Annotated in this window: 16 protein-coding genes; 8 read left to right on the top strand and 8 right to left on the bottom strand. The window is 70.8% G+C overall.

Annotated elements, in window-relative coordinates; translation table 11 throughout:
• Positions 1 to 5: 5 nt before the first annotated feature.
• The 3 genes from ACIHIX_RS37340 to ACIHIX_RS37330 form a co-directional block, all read right to left on the bottom strand.
• The gene (locus tag ACIHIX_RS37340) at positions 6 to 1,943 is read right to left on the bottom strand and encodes a PAS domain S-box protein (RefSeq protein WP_399964282.1); all 1,938 of its coding nucleotides are present in this window, start codon (positions 1,941 to 1,943) and stop codon (positions 6 to 8) included.
• A gap of 131 nt (positions 1,944 to 2,074) precedes the next feature.
• On the bottom strand, positions 2,075 to 2,311 hold the full coding sequence (locus ACIHIX_RS37335; protein ID WP_399964280.1) for a hypothetical protein: 237 nt from the start codon (positions 2,309 to 2,311) through the stop codon (positions 2,075 to 2,077).
• Between the two features lie 158 nt (positions 2,312 to 2,469).
• On the bottom strand, positions 2,470 to 3,654 hold the full coding sequence (locus ACIHIX_RS37330; RefSeq protein ID WP_399964278.1) for a globin domain-containing protein: 1,185 nt from the start codon (positions 3,652 to 3,654) through the stop codon (positions 2,470 to 2,472).
• A 389-nt stretch (positions 3,655 to 4,043) separates the two neighbouring features.
• Here ACIHIX_RS37330 and ACIHIX_RS37325 point away from each other — a divergent pair, with 389 nt between their 5' ends.
• Both ACIHIX_RS37325 and ACIHIX_RS37320 read left to right on the top strand, forming a co-directional pair.
• On the top strand, positions 4,044 to 4,418 hold the full coding sequence (locus tag ACIHIX_RS37325) for a hypothetical protein (RefSeq protein ID WP_399964276.1): 375 nt from the start codon (positions 4,044 to 4,046) through the stop codon (positions 4,416 to 4,418).
• Between the two features lie 207 nt (positions 4,419 to 4,625).
• Entirely contained in the window at positions 4,626 to 4,985 is a 360-nt protein-coding gene (locus ACIHIX_RS37320) for a metalloregulator ArsR/SmtB family transcription factor (protein ID WP_329331850.1), read from the top strand.
• 12 nt (positions 4,986 to 4,997) lie between these two features.
• Here the strand turns inward: ACIHIX_RS37320 and ppk2 are convergent, their stop codons facing one another.
• Positions 4,998 to 5,801, bottom strand: a complete 804-nt coding sequence (ppk2, locus tag ACIHIX_RS37315; RefSeq protein WP_399964274.1) for a polyphosphate kinase 2 — start codon at positions 5,799 to 5,801, stop codon at positions 4,998 to 5,000.
• Positions 5,802 to 5,991: 190 nt separating this feature from the next.
• Here ppk2 and ACIHIX_RS37310 point away from each other — a divergent pair, with 190 nt between their 5' ends.
• Entirely contained in the window at positions 5,992 to 6,159 is a 168-nt protein-coding gene (locus ACIHIX_RS37310; protein WP_399964301.1) for a hypothetical protein, read from the top strand.
• Between the two features lie 67 nt (positions 6,160 to 6,226).
• Here the strand turns inward: ACIHIX_RS37310 and ACIHIX_RS37305 are convergent, their stop codons facing one another.
• Complete coding sequence (locus ACIHIX_RS37305) at positions 6,227 to 6,955, bottom strand: carbonic anhydrase (protein WP_399964272.1); 729 nt, start codon at positions 6,953 to 6,955, stop codon at positions 6,227 to 6,229.
• A 249-nt stretch (positions 6,956 to 7,204) separates the two neighbouring features.
• Between ACIHIX_RS37305 and ACIHIX_RS37300 the strand changes: the two genes are divergently transcribed.
• Both ACIHIX_RS37300 and ACIHIX_RS37295 read left to right on the top strand, forming a co-directional pair.
• Positions 7,205 to 7,864: a YceI family protein gene (locus ACIHIX_RS37300; RefSeq protein ID WP_399964270.1), complete on the top strand. Its 660-nt coding sequence runs from the start codon at positions 7,205 to 7,207 to the stop codon at positions 7,862 to 7,864.
• A gap of 35 nt (positions 7,865 to 7,899) precedes the next feature.
• The gene (locus ACIHIX_RS37295) at positions 7,900 to 8,352 is read left to right on the top strand and encodes a GNAT family N-acetyltransferase (protein ID WP_399964268.1); all 453 of its coding nucleotides are present in this window, start codon (positions 7,900 to 7,902) and stop codon (positions 8,350 to 8,352) included.
• Positions 8,353 to 8,358: 6 nt separating this feature from the next.
• On the opposite strand, the gene ACIHIX_RS37290 is transcribed toward ACIHIX_RS37295, so the two are convergent.
• The 3 genes from ACIHIX_RS37290 to ACIHIX_RS37280 all read right to left on the bottom strand — a co-directional run bounded on the left by ACIHIX_RS37290 (position 8,359) and on the right by ACIHIX_RS37280 (position 11,843).
• A complete protein-coding gene (locus tag ACIHIX_RS37290; protein WP_399964266.1) occupies positions 8,359 to 9,495 on the bottom strand; it encodes an ARPP-2 domain-containing protein in 1,137 nt (378 codons plus the stop codon).
• The gene (locus tag ACIHIX_RS37285; RefSeq protein WP_399964264.1) at positions 9,492 to 10,946 is read right to left on the bottom strand and encodes a hypothetical protein; all 1,455 of its coding nucleotides are present in this window, start codon (positions 10,944 to 10,946) and stop codon (positions 9,492 to 9,494) included. Before ACIHIX_RS37285 ends, ACIHIX_RS37290 begins: the two co-directional genes overlap by 4 nt.
• Before the next feature lie 177 nt (positions 10,947 to 11,123).
• On the bottom strand, positions 11,124 to 11,843 hold the full coding sequence (locus ACIHIX_RS37280) for a DinB family protein (protein WP_399964262.1): 720 nt from the start codon (positions 11,841 to 11,843) through the stop codon (positions 11,124 to 11,126).
• A gap of 161 nt (positions 11,844 to 12,004) precedes the next feature.
• Between ACIHIX_RS37280 and ACIHIX_RS37275 the strand changes: the two genes are divergently transcribed.
• The 3 genes from ACIHIX_RS37275 (at position 12,005) to ACIHIX_RS37265 (ending at position 18,573) form a co-directional block, all read left to right on the top strand.
• Positions 12,005 to 12,556, top strand: a complete 552-nt coding sequence (locus ACIHIX_RS37275) for an FABP family protein (RefSeq protein ID WP_399964260.1) — start codon at positions 12,005 to 12,007, stop codon at positions 12,554 to 12,556.
• A gap of 94 nt (positions 12,557 to 12,650) precedes the next feature.
• Positions 12,651 to 13,103, top strand: a complete 453-nt coding sequence (locus tag ACIHIX_RS37270) for a hypothetical protein (RefSeq protein WP_399964258.1) — start codon at positions 12,651 to 12,653, stop codon at positions 13,101 to 13,103.
• Positions 13,104 to 13,371: 268 nt separating this feature from the next.
• Complete coding sequence (locus ACIHIX_RS37265) at positions 13,372 to 18,573, top strand: family 43 glycosylhydrolase (RefSeq protein WP_399964256.1); 5,202 nt, start codon at positions 13,372 to 13,374, stop codon at positions 18,571 to 18,573.
• The last annotated feature ends 43 nt before the right edge of the window (positions 18,574 to 18,616 follow it).

Raw genomic sequence — 18,616 nt, 5'->3', positions numbered from 1 at the left:
GCGCCTCACAGCTTGAGCGTGAACCAGGTGGTCTTGCCCTCGTCGGTCGGACGCACCCCCCAGCCGTCGGCCAGGGCACGGACCAGCAGCAGACCGCGGCCCGACTCCTCGTCCTCCGCGGCGATCCGCGGCTGGGGCAGATGCGGACTGAGGTCGCTCACCTCCACGGTGAGGTCCGTGGCCGTCCGGCACAGATGCAGGCCGATGGGGCCCTCGGCGTGCTGGACCGCGTTGGTGAGGATCTCGGAGAGCAGCAGCCGGGCCTCCTCCGCAGGACCGCCGCACTCCCAGGCGGTGAGCGCCTTGTTGAGGAAGGCGCGCCCCTCCGGCACCGAGGACGGCAGGGCCGGCAGATCGGTGGCGAGCGCCGCCAGCGGCGCGGCCGGAAGCTGCGCCAGCAGCAGGGTCACGTCGTCGTCATGACTGTCGGAGTCGGGCAGCAGACTGGTCAGGACATGGTCCGCCGCGCTCTCCAGACAGGGCGCGTCGACGGCGAACGAGTCGAGCACGGAGGTGAGTTGGCCGAGGCGCTCCTCGATGTCGCTGCCGGGTGTCTCGATCAGCCCGTCGGTGTAGAGGACGAGCGTGGCGCCGGGCGGGATGTCCGCGCAGGACTGCTCGTAGAGGATGCCGCCGACGCCGAGCGGAGCGTTAACCGGGGTCCGCAGACCGCTCACGGCGCCGCCCGGGGGAGCGATCAGGACGGGCAGATGGCCGGCCGAGCAGACGGTGACGGTACCGCTGTCCGGGGCGACGACCAGATAGCAGCAGGTGACCAGCTGGTCGGGGACGTCCAGGTCGGCGACACAGGTGTCCAGGGCCTGCATCAACTGGCGCGGCTGCATGCCGGTCTTGGCGAGGGCGTGCGCGGCGGAGCGCAACTGGCCCATCACGGCGGCGGCTTCCAGTCCGCGGCCCATCACATCGCCGATCAGGACCCCCACCCGGCCGGCCCCCAGCGGGATCAGGTCGAACCAGTCGCCGCCCACGCCCGCACCCTGGGTGGCCGGCCGGTACCGGCTCGCCGTGGCCAGCCCGGGGATCGTGGCCGGCGTGCCCATCAGACTGCGTTGCAGGGTCAGCGCGATGTGCCGCTGCTGCTCGTAGAGGATCTTGAGTTCGGCCTCGGCCCGTTTGCGGTCGCTGATGTCCCGGACGATGGCGCAGGCGCCGACGACCCGTCCGCCGGTGTCGCGGGTGGGCCACAGGGTGACGTCGACGTCGAGCAGTTCGCCGCCGCGGGTCAGCCGCAGGGTCTCGAAGTGCTCGACCTTCTCCCCGTGCCGCAGCCGTTGCAGGAGGGCGGTGACCTCCCCGCGCTTCTCCCTCGGGGCCAGGACGGAGACATGACGGCCGATGGCCTCCTTGGCGGTGTAGCCGTACAGGCTCTGCGCGGCGGCGTTCCAGTAGGTGATGTACCCGTCGAGGGTCTTGGCGAGGATCGCGTCCTGGGAGGACTCGACGAGCGCGGCGAGTTCGTTGATCCGGGCCTCGGCCGCCCTGCGGTCACTGACGTCGCGGACCGCGGCGGACACCAGCAGCCCGTCCGCGGTCTCCAGCGGGCTCAGGCTGATCTCGACCGGGAACTCGGTGCCGTCCTTGCGCAGCCCGTGCAGATCGAGTCCGGCGCCCATGGGTCGGACCTGCCGGTTGGCGGCGTATCCGCCGCGGTGCCGGGTGTGGTGCGGGCGGAAGCGGTGCGGGATCAGCAACTCCACCGGATGGCCGAGGAGTTCCTCACGGCGGTAGCCGAACAGGGCCTCGGTCTGGGCGTTGACGAGTTTGATGATGCCGCTGTCGTCCACGATGACCATCGCGTCCGGTGCCGCTTCCAGAAGACCGCGGAACCGGTCCTCGTCGGCTCCCGGCCGGAGTTCTCCGTCGCAGGCGCAGGGTGTCCGCGCCCCGCCGCCCGCCTCGTCCGGTACTGAAACCAGGTCCATGCCATTCCCCATCCGCCGCCGGTGATGGTGCGGGTCATCTCACCGCACCCGGACGGGAACCGGGACGCTATGTCGCTTACTGTCCGTACCCCGGCGGAACCTGTCCACCGCATATGCGCCCGATGGCCGTCTCACAGCGGTACGACGCTCACCGGCCGGGCCTGACACCGGGTACGGCACTCCGCGGCAGCCGCCGGTTCATGGTGCGCCAGACCGGCCCACCGGAGCGGCCCACCGGAGCGGCCCACCGGAGCGGCCCACCGGCGCGGCCCACCGGCGCGGACCGCCCCGGCTCCCGGCACCGGCGCCCGGAGCGGCGCCGCCCGGCGCACCCAAGTACCGGCGGGGACCAGGGTGCCGTCCGTCACCGCGAGAAGCGTCAGCGGCCTCCGTACCGGTCGGTGAGGGCGCCGACCGGGAGCCCGACGATATGAGCCCGGCCCGGCCGGATGCGGGGGATGGCCGGCGGATGCTCAGCGTCCTCTTCCACGAGGCCGTGGGCGCCGCGGGTGCGTGGTCCCCTGCGTCAGGAGGCGTCCGGCAGCCACAGGTCGGGGCCGAAGACCTCGTAGCGGATGTGACGCGGTGGGATGCCGCGGTCGAGCAGCTGGGTGCGGACGGCGCGCATGAACGGCAGTGGGCCGCACAGGTACACGGTCGCGTCGGCGGGCACGTCCACCCCGTCGAGGTCCATCAGGCCGGAGCGGGCCTCGGGTTCGGCGGTGCCGACACGCTCGTACCAGAACACGGCGTCGGCCTTCGGCAGCCGCTCGGCGAGGGCGCGCGTCTCGGTGCGCAGGGCGTGGGCGGCGGGGGAGTCGTCGGCGTGCAGGACCAGGACCCGGCGGGTGGAGCCGGTGGCGGCCAGGCGGGCCAGCATGCCGACCATGGGCGTGCAGCCGATGCCCGCGGAGGCGAGGACGAGGGGGGTGTCCGACTCGTCGAGGGCGACGTCGCCGAACGGCAGGGACAGGGTCAGCTCGTCGCCGGCCCGCACGGTGCCGTGCAACAGGGTGGACACCTCCCCGCCGCCCACCCGCTTGACGGTGATCCGCCGCAGCTCGCCGCCCGGGTCGCCGGACAGACTGTACTGGCGCAGCTGGTGCACGCCGTCCGGCATCAGGGCCCGGACGCTCACGTACTGCCCGGCCCTCGCCGCGGGGGCCGGGCCGCCGTCGGCCGGACGCAGGACGAAGGAGACGACGTCCACGGTCTCCTCGTGGCGCTCGACGACCTTCCACGGCCGCCAGACGTCCCCGGGCACGACGCCCGCCTCCTGGTAGAGGCGGGACTCCTGGGCGATGAGCGCGCCGGCCATCAGCCAGTACACCTCGTCCCAGGCCGCGGCCACCTCGGGGGTGACCGCGTCGCCGAGCACCTCGGCGATCGCCCCGAACAGGTACTTGTGGACGATCGTGTACTGGTCGTCGGTGACCCCGACCGCGGTGTGCTTGTGCGCGATCCGCGCCAGCAGCGCGTCCGGACGGACGTCCGGATCGGCGAGCAGCGCGGTCGCGAAGCCCGCTATCGACCCGGCCAGGGCCCGGCGCTGGGCGCCGTTCGCCTGGTTGCCCCGGTTGAACATCCCGTCCAGCAGTTCGGGGCGGTCGCGGAACATCGCGCCGTAGAAGCGCGTGGTGATCTCGTCGAGGGCTCCGGCCACGGCGGGCAGCGTGGCCCGGACGACGGCGGCGGACTCTGCGGACAGCATGAAGCCTCCGGGATGAGGGGGAACGCGGAAGTGCGGGGCACGGCCCCGCCGCACACCACCCTCGTCCCCGGACCCCCGCCTGCCCCAGGGCCCCATGGGACCAGGACCGGGGCCGATCGGCCCAACGCCGGGAGGGCCGCTCGGCGCCCCGCTCCGGCGGGGCCGGGGCGAGGGGAACGGGCCGGGGGCGCGTCAACTTCTCGGTCGGACACGGAAGTTCAGGCCCATCGAACGGTCCGGTCGGGCCGCTGTCCGATCGCAGTCGGACCCTCACGGATCAGTCCCAGAGAGTCGCTCCTCGCGGGCGGGCCGCGTGCGTACGGTCCGGGACATCGAGGCGGGCCGGCGGCGCCGGTCCGTCGCAGTCAACGCAGCGCAAGGGAGGCACTGTGGCGAGTGTGGAAGTGTCGCTGAAGGAGATGATGGCCGGGGTCGAGGGGGCTCTGGGGGCCGCGGTCGTGGACTACACCAGCGGAATGGCGCTGGGCACCCTGGGCGGGAGCAAGGACCTGGACCTGACCGTCGCCGCGGCCGGCAACACGGACGTCGTCCGGGCCAAGGTGCGCACCATGGAGCAGGTCGGCCTCAAGGGCCGGATCGAGGACATGCTGATCACGCTGGACAGCCAGTACCACCTGATCCGCCCGGTCACCGGCCGCAGCGGCAACGGCCTGTTCCTCTACCTCGTCCTCGACAAGGCCCGCTCGAACCTGGCCATGGCCCGGCACCAGCTCAAACGGGTCGAGGAGGGCATCGAGATCTGACACGGGCGCCGCCGCCGGGACCACCGCTGCCCTTCATGTGAAGACTTCTTCAAGTCACCACATCAGCATGGTTCCAATGTGTGTTCGCGCACGGCCCGGGACGTGAAGGATCGGCGTCCGAGGGCGGCCTGTGGTGCGGCGGCGCCCCCTCAGGTGCCGTCGCACCCCGGCAGCCGCAGTCCCTCAGCCGACAAGGAGCGAGCATCCATGCAGGCCCCCCTCTACCAGGTCAAGGCGGAGTTCTTCCGCATGCTCGGCCACCCCGTGCGGATCAGGGTGCTGGAACTCCTTCAGCACGGACCGGTGTCCGTACGGGACCTGCTGGCCGACATCGAGATCGAACCGTCCAGCCTCTCCCAGCAACTGGCGGTGCTGCGACGCTCCGGCATCGTCGTGTCCATGCGGGAAGGCTCCACCGTCCGCTACGCGCTCGCCGGCGGCGACGTCGCCGAACTGCTGCGCGCCGCCCGCCGGATCCTCACCGAGCTGCTCGCCGGCCAGAACGAGCTCCTCGCCGAACTCCGGCAGGCGGACGCCCCCGCCGAACCCCTGCGCACCAGCGGATGACCCGCGTGTGGATCAGAGGCTCGCCGTGTGGTCCGGGACGTAGGTCTGGAGATCACGTGGCGTACGTACATAGCCGGTGGACGGCGGGCGCTCCGGGAGCTCCAGGACCGGCGGCGGTACCTCCTGGTACGGCACGGAGTCCAGCAGATGGGCGATCATGTTCAGCCGCGCCCGCTTCTTGTCGTCGCTCTCGACGATGAACCACGGTGCCTCGGTGATGTCGGTGTGCACCATCATCTCGTCCTTGGCCCGGGAGTACGCCTCCCAGCGGCTGAGCGACTCCAGGTCCATCGGGGACAGCTTCCAGCGGCGCAGCGGGTCGTCGAGGCGGCGCCGGAAACGGTCCTGCTGCTCGGTGTCGCTCACCGAGAACCAGTACTTGCGCAGCAGGATCCCGTCCTCCACCAGCATCCGTTCGAAGATGGGGCACTGGCGCAGGAACAGCTGGTACTCCTCCTGGGTGCAGAACCCCATCACACGCTCCACGCCGGCCCGGTTGTACCAGGACCGGTCGAACAGCACGATCTCTCCGGCGGCCGGGAGATGTTCGACATACCGCTGGAAGTACCACTGCGTCCGCTCCCGCTCGGTCGGCTTCGGCAGGGCCGCGATCCGTGCGACGCGGGGGTTGAGATGCTCGGAGACACGCTTGATCGTGCCGCCCTTGCCGGCCGCGTCCCGCCCCTCGAAGACGACGACCAGCCGCGCGCCCTCCGCCCGCACCCACTCCTGAAGCTTCACCAACTCGGTCTGCAACCTGAGCAGTTCACCCTCATAGACCTTCCGCCCCAGCTTCTCCTTCGCCTTACCGGCCATGTCGTCCACCCACTTCTTCGCATATGTGGTCGAGTCCCCGTGTCGGCACAGTACTGGCCGATCAGCGCGGGAACGGGCAGGCCGGCGCCGACGCCACGCACGTGTGCGAGGGGCGCGGGCGCGCTAGGGCCTGTCCGGCGGATCAGGTCGCAGGGAAGTGCGGCGCCTCATCGACGCCGGTGAGCGGGGCTTGGGGCGTCCAGATGCAAGGCGGAGGAGGGCGGCGACGCGGAGCGTCGGCAACCGACGACAACGCCGAGCCGGCCAGTCCGGCAACACGCTCTACGACGGCTGGAACGACTCCGGCGCCACCAACGCCGCCCTCGCCCTCAACGCCACCGAGTGGCTCTCGACATGAGCTGAGCGGAGCGCGCGGTGATGCGGTGGGTGGCCTCGGGACACCGGCCCGGGGCCGCCCACCTGCGTCAGCTGTCGACGCGATGCACGCGTTGGCTGCTCAGCTCGTAGCGCGCGCCCACGATGGCCAGTTGCCCGCCGGTCACCTTCGCGGCGAGGTCGGGCTCGGCCGCCAGACGCGCGCGGACCGCGCGGACGTTGGCGTCGATCGTCGCGTCGATACGCGCGGCGCCGTCCTTCGTGTGATCGATGTTCGGTCGTATCTGGTCGGCCAAGTACTGGATGTGAGCCGGTAGTTGCTCGCCCGACTCCTCGGCCTCCACCGCCGCCCGCACCGCGCCGCACGACTGGTGCCCGAGGACGAGGACCAGCGGTATCGCCAGTTCGAGCACCCCGTACGCGATGCTGCCGAGCACGGCCTCGTCCAGGACCTCGCCGGCGCTGCGCACGGTCATCAGGTCGCCGAGCCCCTGGTCGAAGACCAGCTCGGGAGGGACCCGGGAGTCGATGCAGCCGAGGACGACCGCGAAGGGGTGCTGGCCGGAGACGAGGGCCTGACGGGTGGCCGGTGTCTCGTCCGGATGCTGCTCGTGGAAGGTGCGCCAGCGGCGGTTGCCCGCGGCCAGTTCGCGCAGCGCCGCGTCGGGTGTGTCGGGGCGAGGGTGCGACCTCGGGGAGGCGGCGGACGCCGGGGACGCGGCGAGGGTGAGGCCGGTGCCGAGAGCTGCGGCGCCGGTCAGTCCGGCCCGCAGGAACGTACGGCGGACGGGTCTGTCGGGGGTGGCTTGAGAGTTCACGGAGAGGAACGTATGTCCGAGTCCGGCCGTGATCCGTCCCGTTGCCAACAGCAGGGCAAAACAGGGGAGAAGCATGACCTTCACCGTGGTTCCCGTGCACTGCATTCGGGCCAACCTGTCGCCCGATACCCCCGGTTGAGTCATCGGATGCCCGTGCCATGGGGGAGTTGGATGGGGGACCTGTGGAGTTTTCGTCCACCGCCCGTACGGGCTTGCCACGCCAACGCCCGTGCAGTAATCAGGTGAATCATGAACTTGTTCAGCCGTGGCACTCCGTTCCGCCGAGCGGAGCCCACAGTCACCCCCCACCACCCCACCGGCAGTCCGGGCGCCCCCACCGCCCTTCTCCCGGACCCCGCCCTGGCCGGCCTGACCGGTGAGTGGGTCATCGACCCGGCGCACAGCAGGATCGGTTTTTCGGTACGGCACGCCATGGTGACGACCGTGCGCGGGGCCTTCGCGGAGTACCAGAGCCGGCTCTACTTCGACGGCCGTGACCCGTCCCGCTCGCAGGCCGAGATCACGATCTCCACGGCCAGCGTCGACACCGGCGTGGAGCAACGGGACGCGCACCTGGTGGGCCGTGACTTCTTCGACTCGGCGAACCACCCGCGGATGCGCTTCAAGAGCACCGCGGTGGAACCCCTTGGCAACGATGTCTACCGGATGACCGGTGACCTCACCATCAAGGCCGCCACCCGCCCCGTCGACCTAGAACTCACCTACATCGGCCAGGTCACCGACCCCTTCGGCTACCAGCGCGCGGGCTTCGACGGAACCACGACGATCGACCGCACCGAATGGGGCCTGAACTACAGCTCCAGACTGGCCGAGGGCGGGGCCATGGTCAGCGAGAAGGTCCGCCTCCAGTTCGACATCGCGGCGATCCGTACGGCTCCCATGGGTTGAAAGACCTCTCCCGCCGCGGCGATAACATCATGATCATGGCGGACTGGGAACTCCGAGCGGCATCGACGGCGGATCTCGAAGCGATCGTCGAGATCCGTGCCGTCGTCATGAGGGCGGACCTCGAGCGGCTCGGGCGATACGACGAACACCGGGTACGGCAGCGGCTGCGTGACGCGTACCAGCCTGAGCACACCTGGGCGATCGAGGTGGCCGGTGCCCTGGTGGGCTGTGTGGCGCTGCGGCCCGCCGCCGACGCCTACTGGCTGGAGCACTTCCTCCTCGCCCCGGACCTCCAGGGCCGGGGCATCGGCTCGGCCGTCCTGAGCACCCTGCTGGAACGCCCCGACCGGGAGGGCGCCCTGACCCGACTGAACGTGTTGCAGGGCAGCGCGGCCCGCAGGCTCTACGAGCGGCACGGCTTCGTGCCGGAGTCCGAGGACGAGGTGGACGTGTACATGGTCCGCACCCCGGCGGACCGCACGGCGTGACCCGGGTCAGCGACGCTGTCGCAGCAGATGACCGAAACCCGCGGTCTCCAGACGCTGGGCGAGCGCGGCGCTGTCGATGCCGAACTCGGCGGCCGTGTTCGCGAGATGCCAGTCGTGCGCGGCGAGACGGCTGAGCAGGAAACCGCGCCGGACCTGGTTCTCGGAGAGCCGGAAGGTCTTGAGGTAGGCGGTCCGGCCGTGCTCGTCGACGATCGCCTCGCCGATGTGGTTGTCCTGCTTGGGACGGAACTCGGGCAGGAACCGGGAGAGCGTGAAACGTCCCATCCGCCGCACCGGCTGCCATACGCTCTCCTGCTCCACCAGACCGGCCGCCATGGTCGTGTCGTGGAACTCCGCCCAGCGGTCCGTCTGCTCCGCGGCGGCCGCCCGTAGCTCGGCCAGCGAACGGATACCGGTGCCGGCGATGTGCGCCCGGAAGTCCGACACCGGCGGCATCAGCGTCGCGTAGTGGTGCACCAGATCGCCGTACAGGTCCTGGACCAGCGTCGGATGCAGCGTCCGGTAGTCCTCCGGATGCGGCACCACGAAGGCGGCGGCCAGCGCGTCGGCCAGGTAGACGAGCACACCGCACTGACCGGGGTGGATCTCGAAGACGCTCAGCGCGTCGGCCAGCCCCGGCACCTGTAGTCCCAGGTAGGCGGCCTCGACACGCGGCGAAAGACCCTGCCGTACGGCCTGCCGCGACCACTCCTCCCAGGCGATCGTGGGGCCGCCGAAGTGCAGGGCGAGATAGCCCTCAAGCGCGAGGTGCAGAGGCAGGAACCGCAGCCGCCGCCGGGCCTCCTGACGTGCCATCCGCCGATGGAAGTGCAGCCCCACCGCCGCCACCGGCTCCTGCCCGGGCCCGCCCTCGGCGAGCTGGGTGCCGTAGGCGGCGGCCGGGGAGCCGTCCCCGGTCCACTCGGCGACGAAGCTGTGCGGGATGTAGGAGCAGTAACTGCCCTTGCGGCCCAGGTCGACCACGCCGGGACCGGGATGGATCCGCGGATGCAGCCGCAGGTCCTCCACCGGCTCGTCCCGCACCAGCGGCACCAGCCGCACCGCGCCCCACACCTGCGAGGGACGCGTCCGCAGCCCGTCGAACAGGTCGGCGGGGGCATGGAGTTCGCTGTACGACGTCATCGCGCACCCCCGGCCGCGACCCGCTGCCCCGGCGCGGCGGTGAGCCGCTCCGCGCGGGCGTCCAGGTAGGCCGTCAGCTCGGCCAGCCCGGTCCGCCCCTCGGCGAACTGTGCGATCTCGACGAGCGCCGGCAGATCCTCCGCGTCCCGCACACCCGCGGTCGGCACACTCGGGGCGAGCCGTCGTACGTCGAAGTCGTCCGCGTCGTAGACCGGGTTGAGGTGGACCACACTGGTGCGGCGCTCCGGGTCGAGGCGGGTGCGCCAGACGCGGAGCACCTCGGCGGCGAGCCCGGGCGGGGCGTTGTCCCAGCCGTCGGAGACGATGACCAGCCGGTCCGGGGCCGTCTCCAGCGCGTCGAGGATCCGCTCGCCCAGCGGGGTGGGACCCACGGGATGCGCGAGCAGCGCGTCACGGCGGCCGGAGGTCCACAGTCCGGCATAGCGGGAGGCGAGCGCTTCGAGGAGGTAGTGGCAGGCGAGGGCGACCGCCAGCGGCCGGCGCCGCTTCACGCCCGAGCCGTAGGAGGAGAAGCTGTCGTCCAGTACGGCCGTCACCCGGCCCCACGTCCCCCGGTGCGCGCCCGCCACCCGCACGGCGGCCGCCCGCAGCGCGCCGGTGAGTTCCTCGCGCCGCTCGACGCGCTCCGCGGCGGGCAGCGACAGCACATAGCCGGCGAGCCGCGTCAGCGGCATCCGCGCCAGGTCGCCCCTGACCGAGTCCGCGACCCCTCGCCGCTCGGCCGTCTCCTGGAGCCGCAGCGCCTCAAGGCGGGTCAGCCGGGGCGCGATCCGCTCCAGGAAGACGCCACGCGCGATGCCGTGCTTGGCCGCGAATCCCTCGGCGACGGTGTACGGCAGCTCGTACAGGGCCGCCTGCTCGTAGTGCGCCCGGCGCCAGGTCTCCAGGATCGGGGTGTCGTAGTGGGCGCGGCTCAGGGGCGCGAACAGGAACGTGCCGAGCTCCCCGTCGCCCGGGGACAGATGAGCGTGCCGCAGGGCCTGCTTGAGGCCGCTGCGGTACTTGACCGCGTCGAAGGCCAGATCGGGACGGGCGGCCAGCCAGTCGCGCAGCAGCGCGCGCGTACGGCGGTTGTTCACCCCGGCGCGGCGCAGCGCGCGGAAGAGTCCGTAGACCCGCTGGGGCGGCAGCAGCGCCAGCCGCCCCGCGATCAGCCGTCCTTCACCGCGACGCTGCTCCACGGTGGCCTCGGCGGAGGTCTCCAGCAGTCGGCGGACGATCAGCGCGGCGTTGTGGTCGTTGATGTCGAGCGCCAGTACGCCCGCGTACAGATCGCGGTAGTTGCCGAGCATGTACGCGTGCAGGAAGTCGAGCGAGAGCCGCTGCGTGTCCGCGTCGGTGTGGAACTCGCGCTGCCCGGTCGCGGTGATCGCCGCGTTGACGAAGAGCAGTACGTCGTCGGCCGCGACGAGATCCCCGTACGACTCCATGCCTTTTGCCCGCCCCCTTCGGTACCGGATGCCGGCCGGGGAATGGGGGCACGAGCTGCGAATCATTGCTGTACAGGCAGGTTCCGGAAGTCGCACCGAAGTCCCGCGGCCGGCGCTGGGACGCTAACACGCCGCCGAGCTGCGCTTCCACGGCATTTCCGGGCCTCGGACCGGCTGCTACCCGGCACCGCCCCCGCGCGCCCGCCACAGGTCGCGCAGGAGGGCGATCTCGGCCATGTGGTGGATGAACTCGAGGTTGGCCCCCGACAGCACGCCGATGTACGGCTCGTCGGCATCGGAGCCGTAGGGGTACTGGGAGAAACCGACCGTGTCGAGCTGCTCCTCGGTCATCCGGCCCACGCTGTCGCGCCAGCGGTCGATCACCGGCCAGAACCGCTCAAGGGTCACTGTGGCCGAAGGCGAGAAGTCGACCATCTGCTTCGGATCCTGTCGCCGCTCGCCGAAGGCCCACTCCCACGCGCCCGCGAACTCGAAGTGCAGATGCCCGAGGCGCCACGCGATGGTGGTGACCGGCGTCCTGTCGGGCTCCAGCGGGCCGGTGTGGTCGAGGATCTCCTGGACCCGCGCCACGCTGACGCTCCAGTCGTCGGCGATCTTCTCGACGGACATGCCCGAGGCGACCTGCCGGCCGACCTCCTCGTACTCGTTCGACGGGATGTCCGGCGCGCCCAGGTCGAGCACCCAGTCACCCGGTCCGAACGCCCTGGGCGTCACCGCCTCGCCGCGACGCCGCAGCGACCAGCAGTCGGGTACGGGCTCCCACAGGTACTCCTCGTCGCCGAGGCCGATGAGCCGCACCTGGGCCATCTCCCTGGCGCGGTCGAACTGGTCGAGCAGCAGGCCGAAGCGGTCGGTGGGTGAGCCGGGCGTGTCCATGGGGTTCCCCTCGCGGTCGTGTGTCGCGTCCCAGGTGCGCGGGCGGGAGCCTATGGGCTCGGCGTCCGGCCGGGCGAGTGAATTAGCGGCTGCGGAAGTGAGGTTGCGGCGGCGCGGCCTAGGCTTCTCCCGCCACCGGCCCGACTTCGAGGAGCACCGCCGTGTCCCACCCCGCCGCACCCCCGTACCCGTACCGCGACGCCCACGGGCCGGACGAGGCTCCCGCACCGCACGCCCTGCTCAAGCCGGTGCTCGGACTGCTGGGTACCTGGCACGGCCGGGGCCGAGGCGGATACCCGACCCTGGACGGGGACTTCGCCTACGCGCAGGAGGTCACCTTCAGCCACGACGGCCGGCCCTTCCTCCACTACGAGGCGCGGGCCTGGCTGATCGACGCGGACGACACGCCGCTGCGTCCGGCGGCCCGCGAGAGCGGCTGGTGGCGGCTCCAGCCCGACGGCCGGGTGGAGGCGCTGATCACCCAGCCCACCGGTATCGCGGAGATCGCCGTCGGCCGGGCCACGGAGAACACCGTCGACCTGTCCACCCACCGAGTGGCCCTCACCCCGACGGCCAAGGAAGTCGAGGCCACCCGCCGCCGCTACAGCCTCACCGACCAGGACACGCTCACGTTCGTCCACGATCTGGCGGCGGTGGGGCAGCCGTTGCAGCACCATCTCTCGGCGGAACTGCGGCGCGGGAGCCGGGGCTGAGCGCCGCACGCGAAGGGTTCACCGCGGTGGGCGGCCGGGATACAGTCCCCCGACCGATTTCCGGCACAGCACGTTCACCACGGGGAGATCTGCCATGACCAGTACCGACGACGGTGCTTACGAGGGTTTCACGGCCGAGGAACGGGCCGCGATGAAGGATCACGCGCGGGAGATGAAGACGGCCGCGCGGCGGCGTTCGAACGCGGACAAGGCGGCGGAGGCCGAGCGGGACGTGCTCGCGAAGATCGCCGAGATGGGGGACTCGGACCGGGTGATGGCCGAACGGGTGCACGCCGTTGTCGTCGCCGCCGCACCGGCCCTCGCGCCCAAGCTCTGGTACGGCATGCCGGCCTACGCATTGGACGGCAAGGTCGTCTGCTTCTTCCAGAGCGCGGAGAAGTTCAAGGCGCGGTACGCGACGCTCGGCTTCAGTGATCTGGCCCAGCTGGACGAGGGCCCGATGTGGGCGGCCGGGTTCGCCCTGACCGAGGTGACGGCCGAGGTGGAGGAACGGATCGGCGCGCTCGTGAAGCGCGCGGTGGGCTGAGGCACCAGCAGGGGGCGCGGGCCCTGGCGGGCCCGCGCCAACACGGCTGGGAGCTCTGAGCGTTGACCACCCACGACATCGCTTGTTCGGTCTGTCGGACATTGTTCGAAACCTCTTGACGCTGCCCCACCAGCCGATTGACACTCTCGCAACACGACGTCATCCAGCCGAAACGTCAGGGCGCCCTTGGCCGAGGCGCCCGTTCCCGGCTGACTCCCGCTTGCCCTCCCTTCCCCCCGTCAGCCATGCCTCAGCAGGGAAACCCCACATGACGCACCTCGCACGTCCGCGTACCCGCGCGAGACGCTGGGCGGGCCGCCTCGCGGGCCTGACCGCCGTGTCGCTGCTCCTGGGCCTCGCCGCCCCCGTCACCTCCGCGACCGCGGCGACCGAGGCCGAAACCGCGGACGTCACCGACGGCCTGGCCCTCTGGTACAAGCTCGACGCCGCCTCCGGCTCCACCGTCACCGACGCCTCCGGCAACGGCCGCGACGGCACGGTCAGCGGCACCGCCGACTGGTCCGGCACCGGCCAGGGCCTCGCCTTCAACGGCTCCGACACCTACGTCAAGGTCCCGAACGACGTCATGAAGGGCATGACCTCGATCACCGTCTCGACGGACGTGCTGATCGATGCGGCGCAGTCCACGCCGTACTTCATCTACGGCTTCGGCAACTCCAGCGGGAGCAACGGGAACGGCTACCTGTTCACCACCGGCAACTCCCTGCGCACCTCGATCGCGACCGGCAACTGGTCGACGGAGCAGACCACCAAGCCGTCGGACGCGCACAACCTGACCCGCGCGGTGTGGAAGCACCTCACCTACACGCAGACCGGCTCGACGGCCGTGCTCTACGAGGACGGCGTCGAGGTCGGCCGCAACACCGCGGTGACCATCACCCCCGGCGCCATCGGCTCCGGCACCACCACCGCCAACTACATAGGCAAGTCCGTCTACTCGGGCGACAAGCTCTTCAAGGGCCGCATCCGCGACTTCCGGGTCTACGACCGTGCCCTGGACGCCTCCGAGGTCGAGCAGCTCTCGCTCCCCGTGGCCACCCAGGGCGTCGCCGACGACAAGGCGGCCCTCGACCTCGGCGACACCGGCGCCGTCACCGCCGACCTGGACCTGCCGAAGACCGGCGCGGCGGGCGGCTCCACGATCAGCTGGGCCAGTGACAACACCGCGGCTGTCTCGGACACCGGCAAGGTGACCCGCCCCGCCGCCGGTGAACCCGACGCCCACGCCACGCTCACCGCGACCCTGAAGAAGGGCACGGTGACCGACACCAGGACCTTCGAGGTCACGGTCCTGCCCGACTTCGACGACCAGTCCGCGACCGAGCAGGCCGCCGGGGCCCTCACCGTCCACAACCTCGACGACGTACGCGGCAACCTCACCCTCCCCGCGGCCGGCGACTACGGCACCAAGGTCGCCTGGTCCTCGGCGAGTTCGGACGTGATCACCGACGAGGGAGTCGTCCACCGGCCGGCCCACGGCGACGGCGCCACCACCGTCGAACTGACCGCCACCGTCACCAAGGGCGACGCCAAGACGGCCCGCACCTTCACCGCGAAGGTCCCCGAACTCCCGAAGCAGGAAGCCCTCAAGGGCTATATGTTCAGCTACTTCACCGGCGAGGGCACCTCGGACGGCGAACAGCTCTACTCCGCCCTCAGCAAGGGCGACGACCCGCTGAAGTGGCGGGAACTGAACGACGGCAAGCCGGTTCTGACCTCCACGCTCGGCGAGAAGGGCCTGCGCGACCCGTTCATCATCCGCTCCCCGGAGGGCGACAAGTTCTACCAGATCGCCACCGACCTGCGGATCTACGGCAACGGTGACTGGGACGCCGCCCAGCGCAGCGGCAGCAAGTCCATCATGGTCTGGGAGTCCACCGACCTCGTCCACTGGACCGACCAGCGCCTGGTGAAGGTCTCCCCGGACAGCGCCGGCAACACCTGGGCACCGGAGGCCTTCTACGACGCCGCGCTCGGCGAGTACGTGGTCTTCTGGGCGTCGAAGCTGTACGACAACGAGGCGCACTCGGGCGACACGTACAACCGCATGATGTACGCCACCACCCGCGACTTCTACACCTTCAGCGAGCCCAAGGTCTGGGTCGACCGCGGCTACTCGGTCATCGACTCCACGATGATCCAGCACGACGGCACCTACTACCGCCTCTCGAAGGACGAGCGGAACAACACCTCCTCGACCCCCAACAGCAAGTTCATCTTCGAGGAGAAGAGCGACTCGATCCTCGGTTCGTGGAGCGCGGTGGCCGAGGGCATCGGCAAGGGCGCCATGAACGCCGCCGAGGGGCCGCTGGTGTTCAAGTCCAACACCGAGGAGAAGTGGTACGCGTTCCTCGACGAGTTCGGCGGGCGCGGCTACATCCCCTTCGAGACGACCGACCTCGACTCCGGCGTCTGGACCCCGGTCGCCGACTACGACCTGCCGGCCAAGCCGCGCCACGGCACGGTCCTGCCGGTCACCCAGGCCGAGTACGACCGTCTGCTGCGCGCCTACCAGCCCGACCAGCTGGTGGAGAGCGTCGAGGACATCCAGGTGAAGACCCGGACCGGTGAGGCCCCGGTCCTGCCGGCCACCGTCATCGCCACCTACGCCGACGGCGTCAAGCGCCCCGTCGCCGTCGACTGGGCGGACGTCCCGGCGTCCAAGTACGCGCAGCCCGGCACCTTCACGGTCACCGGCAGCCTGCCCGACGGCGCCGCACTCCCGGTCCAGGCGGAGGTCACCGTCTCGGCGGAGGGTCCGGACGTCCCCGCGGACCTGCTCCTGGAGTACGGCTTCGACGAGACCGGCGGCAACATCGCCCGCGACACCAGCGGACACGGCTACCACGGCACCTACGCCCGAACTCCCGCCTTCGGCACCGGAGTCGACGGCGGCTCGTTCAAGATGTCCGGCGACTCCAGCACGTCCCCGTACGTGAAGATCCCCAACGGGGTGCTGAAGAACGCCGACAGCGTGACCGTGTCCACGTACGCCAAGTGGCAGGGCGGCGCGAGCTTCCAATGGCTGTTCGGGCTCGGCCCCGACAGCGACAAGTACCTGTTCGCCACCCCGTCCAACGGCGGCTCCAGCCTCTACTCGGCCATCACCAAGGCGAGTTGGTCCGCCGAGTCGAAGCTGACGGCCGGCTCCCAGCTCACCCCCGGTGAGTGGCGGCACGTCACCGTCACGCTCGACGGCACGACCGGCCTGATGGTCCTCTACGTCGACGGCGTCGAGGCCGCCCGCACCACGACCGGCATCAAGCCGTCCGAGCTGTACGACGCCAACAAGGACTACAGCGGCTACATCGGCCGCTCGCTCTACTCGGCCGACCCCTACTTCGCCGGTGAGGTCGACGACTTCCGTATCTACGACCGCGCTCTGTCGGCCGCGGAGGTCATGGAGCTCAGCGGCAACACCGCGGGCATCGCCAAGGCCACGCAGCCGGATCTGAAGGTCGACGCGATCATCGACAACGCCGACAGCAAGATCACGCTGCCGCTGAAGGAAGGCACTGATCTCACCTCGCTGGCACCGGAGTTCACCCTCGCCCACGGCGCGGCGATCAGCCCCGCCTCCGGCAGCGTCCAGGACTTCACCCAGCCGGTGACCTACGAAGTGACCGGCTCCGACGGCAAGAAGCGCACCTGGACGGTGTCGGCGCTCGTCATGAAGAGCCCGGTCCTGCCCGGCCTCAACGCCGACCCCAACATCGTCCGCTTCGGCGACACCTTCTACCTCTACCCGACCACCGACGGCTTCGACGGCTGGAGCGGCACCCAGTTCAAGGCGTACTCCTCCACCGACCTGGTCCACTGGAAGGACCACGGCGTCATCCTCGACCTCGGCCCCGACGTCTCCTGGGCGGACAGCCGCGCCTGGGCGCCGACCATCGCCGAGAAGGACGGCAAGTACTACTTCTACTTCTGTGCCGACGCCAACATCGGTGTCGCGGTGTCCGACTCGCCGACCGGCCCGTTCAAGGACGCCCTCGGCCAACCCCTGCTGAAGGCGGGCCAGTTCAGCGGCCAGATGATCGACCCCGCCGTGTTCACCGACGACGACGGGACCTCGTACCTCTACTGGGGCAACGGCCATGCCTACGTCGCTCCGCTGAACGCCGACATGGTCTCGATCGACACCGCGAAGATGCAGGACATCACCCCCAGCGGGTACAACGAGGGCTCCTTCGTCGTCAAGCGCAAGGGCACCTATTACTTCATGTGGTCGGAGAACGACACCCGGGACGAGAACTACCGGGTCGCCTACGCCACCGGCCCCTCGCCCACCGGCCCGTGGACCAAGCGCGGAGTGATCCTGGAGAAGGACCTCTCGCTCGGCATCAAGGGTCCCGGCCACCACTCCGTCGTCCATGTCCCGAACACGGACGACTGGTACATCGCCTACCACCGCTTCGCCATCCCCGGCGGTGACGGCACGCACCGTGAAACCACCGTCGACAAGCTGGAGTTCGACGCGGACGGCCTGATCAAGAAGGTCGTTCCGACGCTCACCAGTATCGACCCGGTGACCATCGTGCACGCCGGTCCGGACGCCGAGGGCACCGAGGGCAGCGCGATCGCGCTCAACGGCACCCTCTCCGGGGCCGGCAGCCCGAAGTGGACGGTCGAGGACGGTGCGCCCTGCGCCCTCGCCGACCCGGCGGCGGCGCGGACCACCCTCACCTGCACCGACGACGGCACCTACACCGTCACCCTGACCGGTGGCCGCAGCAGCGACACCGCCACCGTGAAGGTCGCCAACGCGGCACCGGCCATCACCTCCGCCACCGGCCCCAAGTCCCCGGTGTCGGTGGGCAGGACCGCCGTCGTCACCGCCGCCTTCACCGACCCGGGCACCTCCGACACCCACACCTGCACCGTCGACTGGAAGGACGGCAGCACACCCCGGGCCGGCAAGGTCACCGCCACCGGCTGCCGGGCCGAGCACACCTACACCAAGGCCGGCATCCGCCGCCCGGTGGTCACCGTCACGGACGACGACGGCGCCTCGGACGACACGACCCTGCCCGAGCTGATCGTCTACGACCGCGCGGCCGGCCCCGCCTTCGGCACCGGCGTCTTCACCTCCCCGGCCGGCGCCTACCCCACCCGCCCCGACCTGTCCGGCAAGGCCGCCTTCTCCTTCGTCGCCCTGTACGAGAAGGGGGCGACCGTTCCGAGCGGCAAGGCGTCCTTCGACTTCGGTGCGGCCAGGCTGAAGTTCCGCTCGACGGGCTCCGACTGGCTCGTGGTCACCGGCTCCCAGGCCGTCTACCAGGGATCCGGCACGATCGACGGCAAGGGCGGATACGCGTTCCGGATCACCGCGACCCCGGACACCTTCCGCGTCAGCATCTGGAAGAAGGCGGGTGGCGACATCGTTTACGACAACGCCACCAGCCCGAAGTTGACCGGCATCATCACCATCGGCGTCGCCCGACGGTGAGCCGGGCACCGGGCGGCGCGGGCACCGACAAGGGCCCGCGCCG

It is taken from the genome of Streptomyces sp. NPDC051913, from assembly GCF_044593635.1.
Lineage (GTDB): Bacteria > Actinomycetota > Actinomycetes > Streptomycetales > Streptomycetaceae > Streptomyces.
Note: the sequence above shows the minus strand (reverse complement) of the source record. Positions and strands in the feature narration are given on the sequence as shown.

Bases quoted from the DNA above. Each gene is read 5' to 3' on its own strand.
- ACIHIX_RS37270 (WP_399964258.1), top strand. From the start codon at position 12,651: ATGACCAGTACCGACGACGGTGCTTACGAGGGTTTCACGGCCGAGGAA.
- ACIHIX_RS37265 (WP_399964256.1), top strand. From the start codon at position 13,372: ATGACGCACCTCGCACGTCCGCGTACCCGCGCGAGACGCTGGGCGGGC.
- ACIHIX_RS37295 (WP_399964268.1), top strand. From the start codon at position 7,900: ATGGCGGACTGGGAACTCCGAGCGGCATCGACGGCGGATCTCGAAGCG.
- ACIHIX_RS37340 (WP_399964282.1), bottom strand. From the start codon at position 1,943: ATGGACCTGGTTTCAGTACCGGACGAGGCGGGCGGCGGGGCGCGGACA.
- ACIHIX_RS37330 (WP_399964278.1), bottom strand. From the start codon at position 3,654: ATGCTGTCCGCAGAGTCCGCCGCCGTCGTCCGGGCCACGCTGCCCGCC.
- ppk2 (WP_399964274.1), bottom strand. From the start codon at position 5,801: ATGGCCGGTAAGGCGAAGGAGAAGCTGGGGCGGAAGGTCTATGAGGGT.
- ACIHIX_RS37290 (WP_399964266.1), bottom strand. From the start codon at position 9,495: ATGACGTCGTACAGCGAACTCCATGCCCCCGCCGACCTGTTCGACGGG.
- ACIHIX_RS37320 (WP_329331850.1), top strand. From the start codon at position 4,626: ATGCAGGCCCCCCTCTACCAGGTCAAGGCGGAGTTCTTCCGCATGCTC.
- ACIHIX_RS37300 (WP_399964270.1), top strand. From the start codon at position 7,205: ATGAACTTGTTCAGCCGTGGCACTCCGTTCCGCCGAGCGGAGCCCACA.
- ACIHIX_RS37285 (WP_399964264.1), bottom strand. From the start codon at position 10,946: ATGGAGTCGTACGGGGATCTCGTCGCGGCCGACGACGTACTGCTCTTC.
- ACIHIX_RS37280 (WP_399964262.1), bottom strand. From the start codon at position 11,843: ATGGACACGCCCGGCTCACCCACCGACCGCTTCGGCCTGCTGCTCGAC.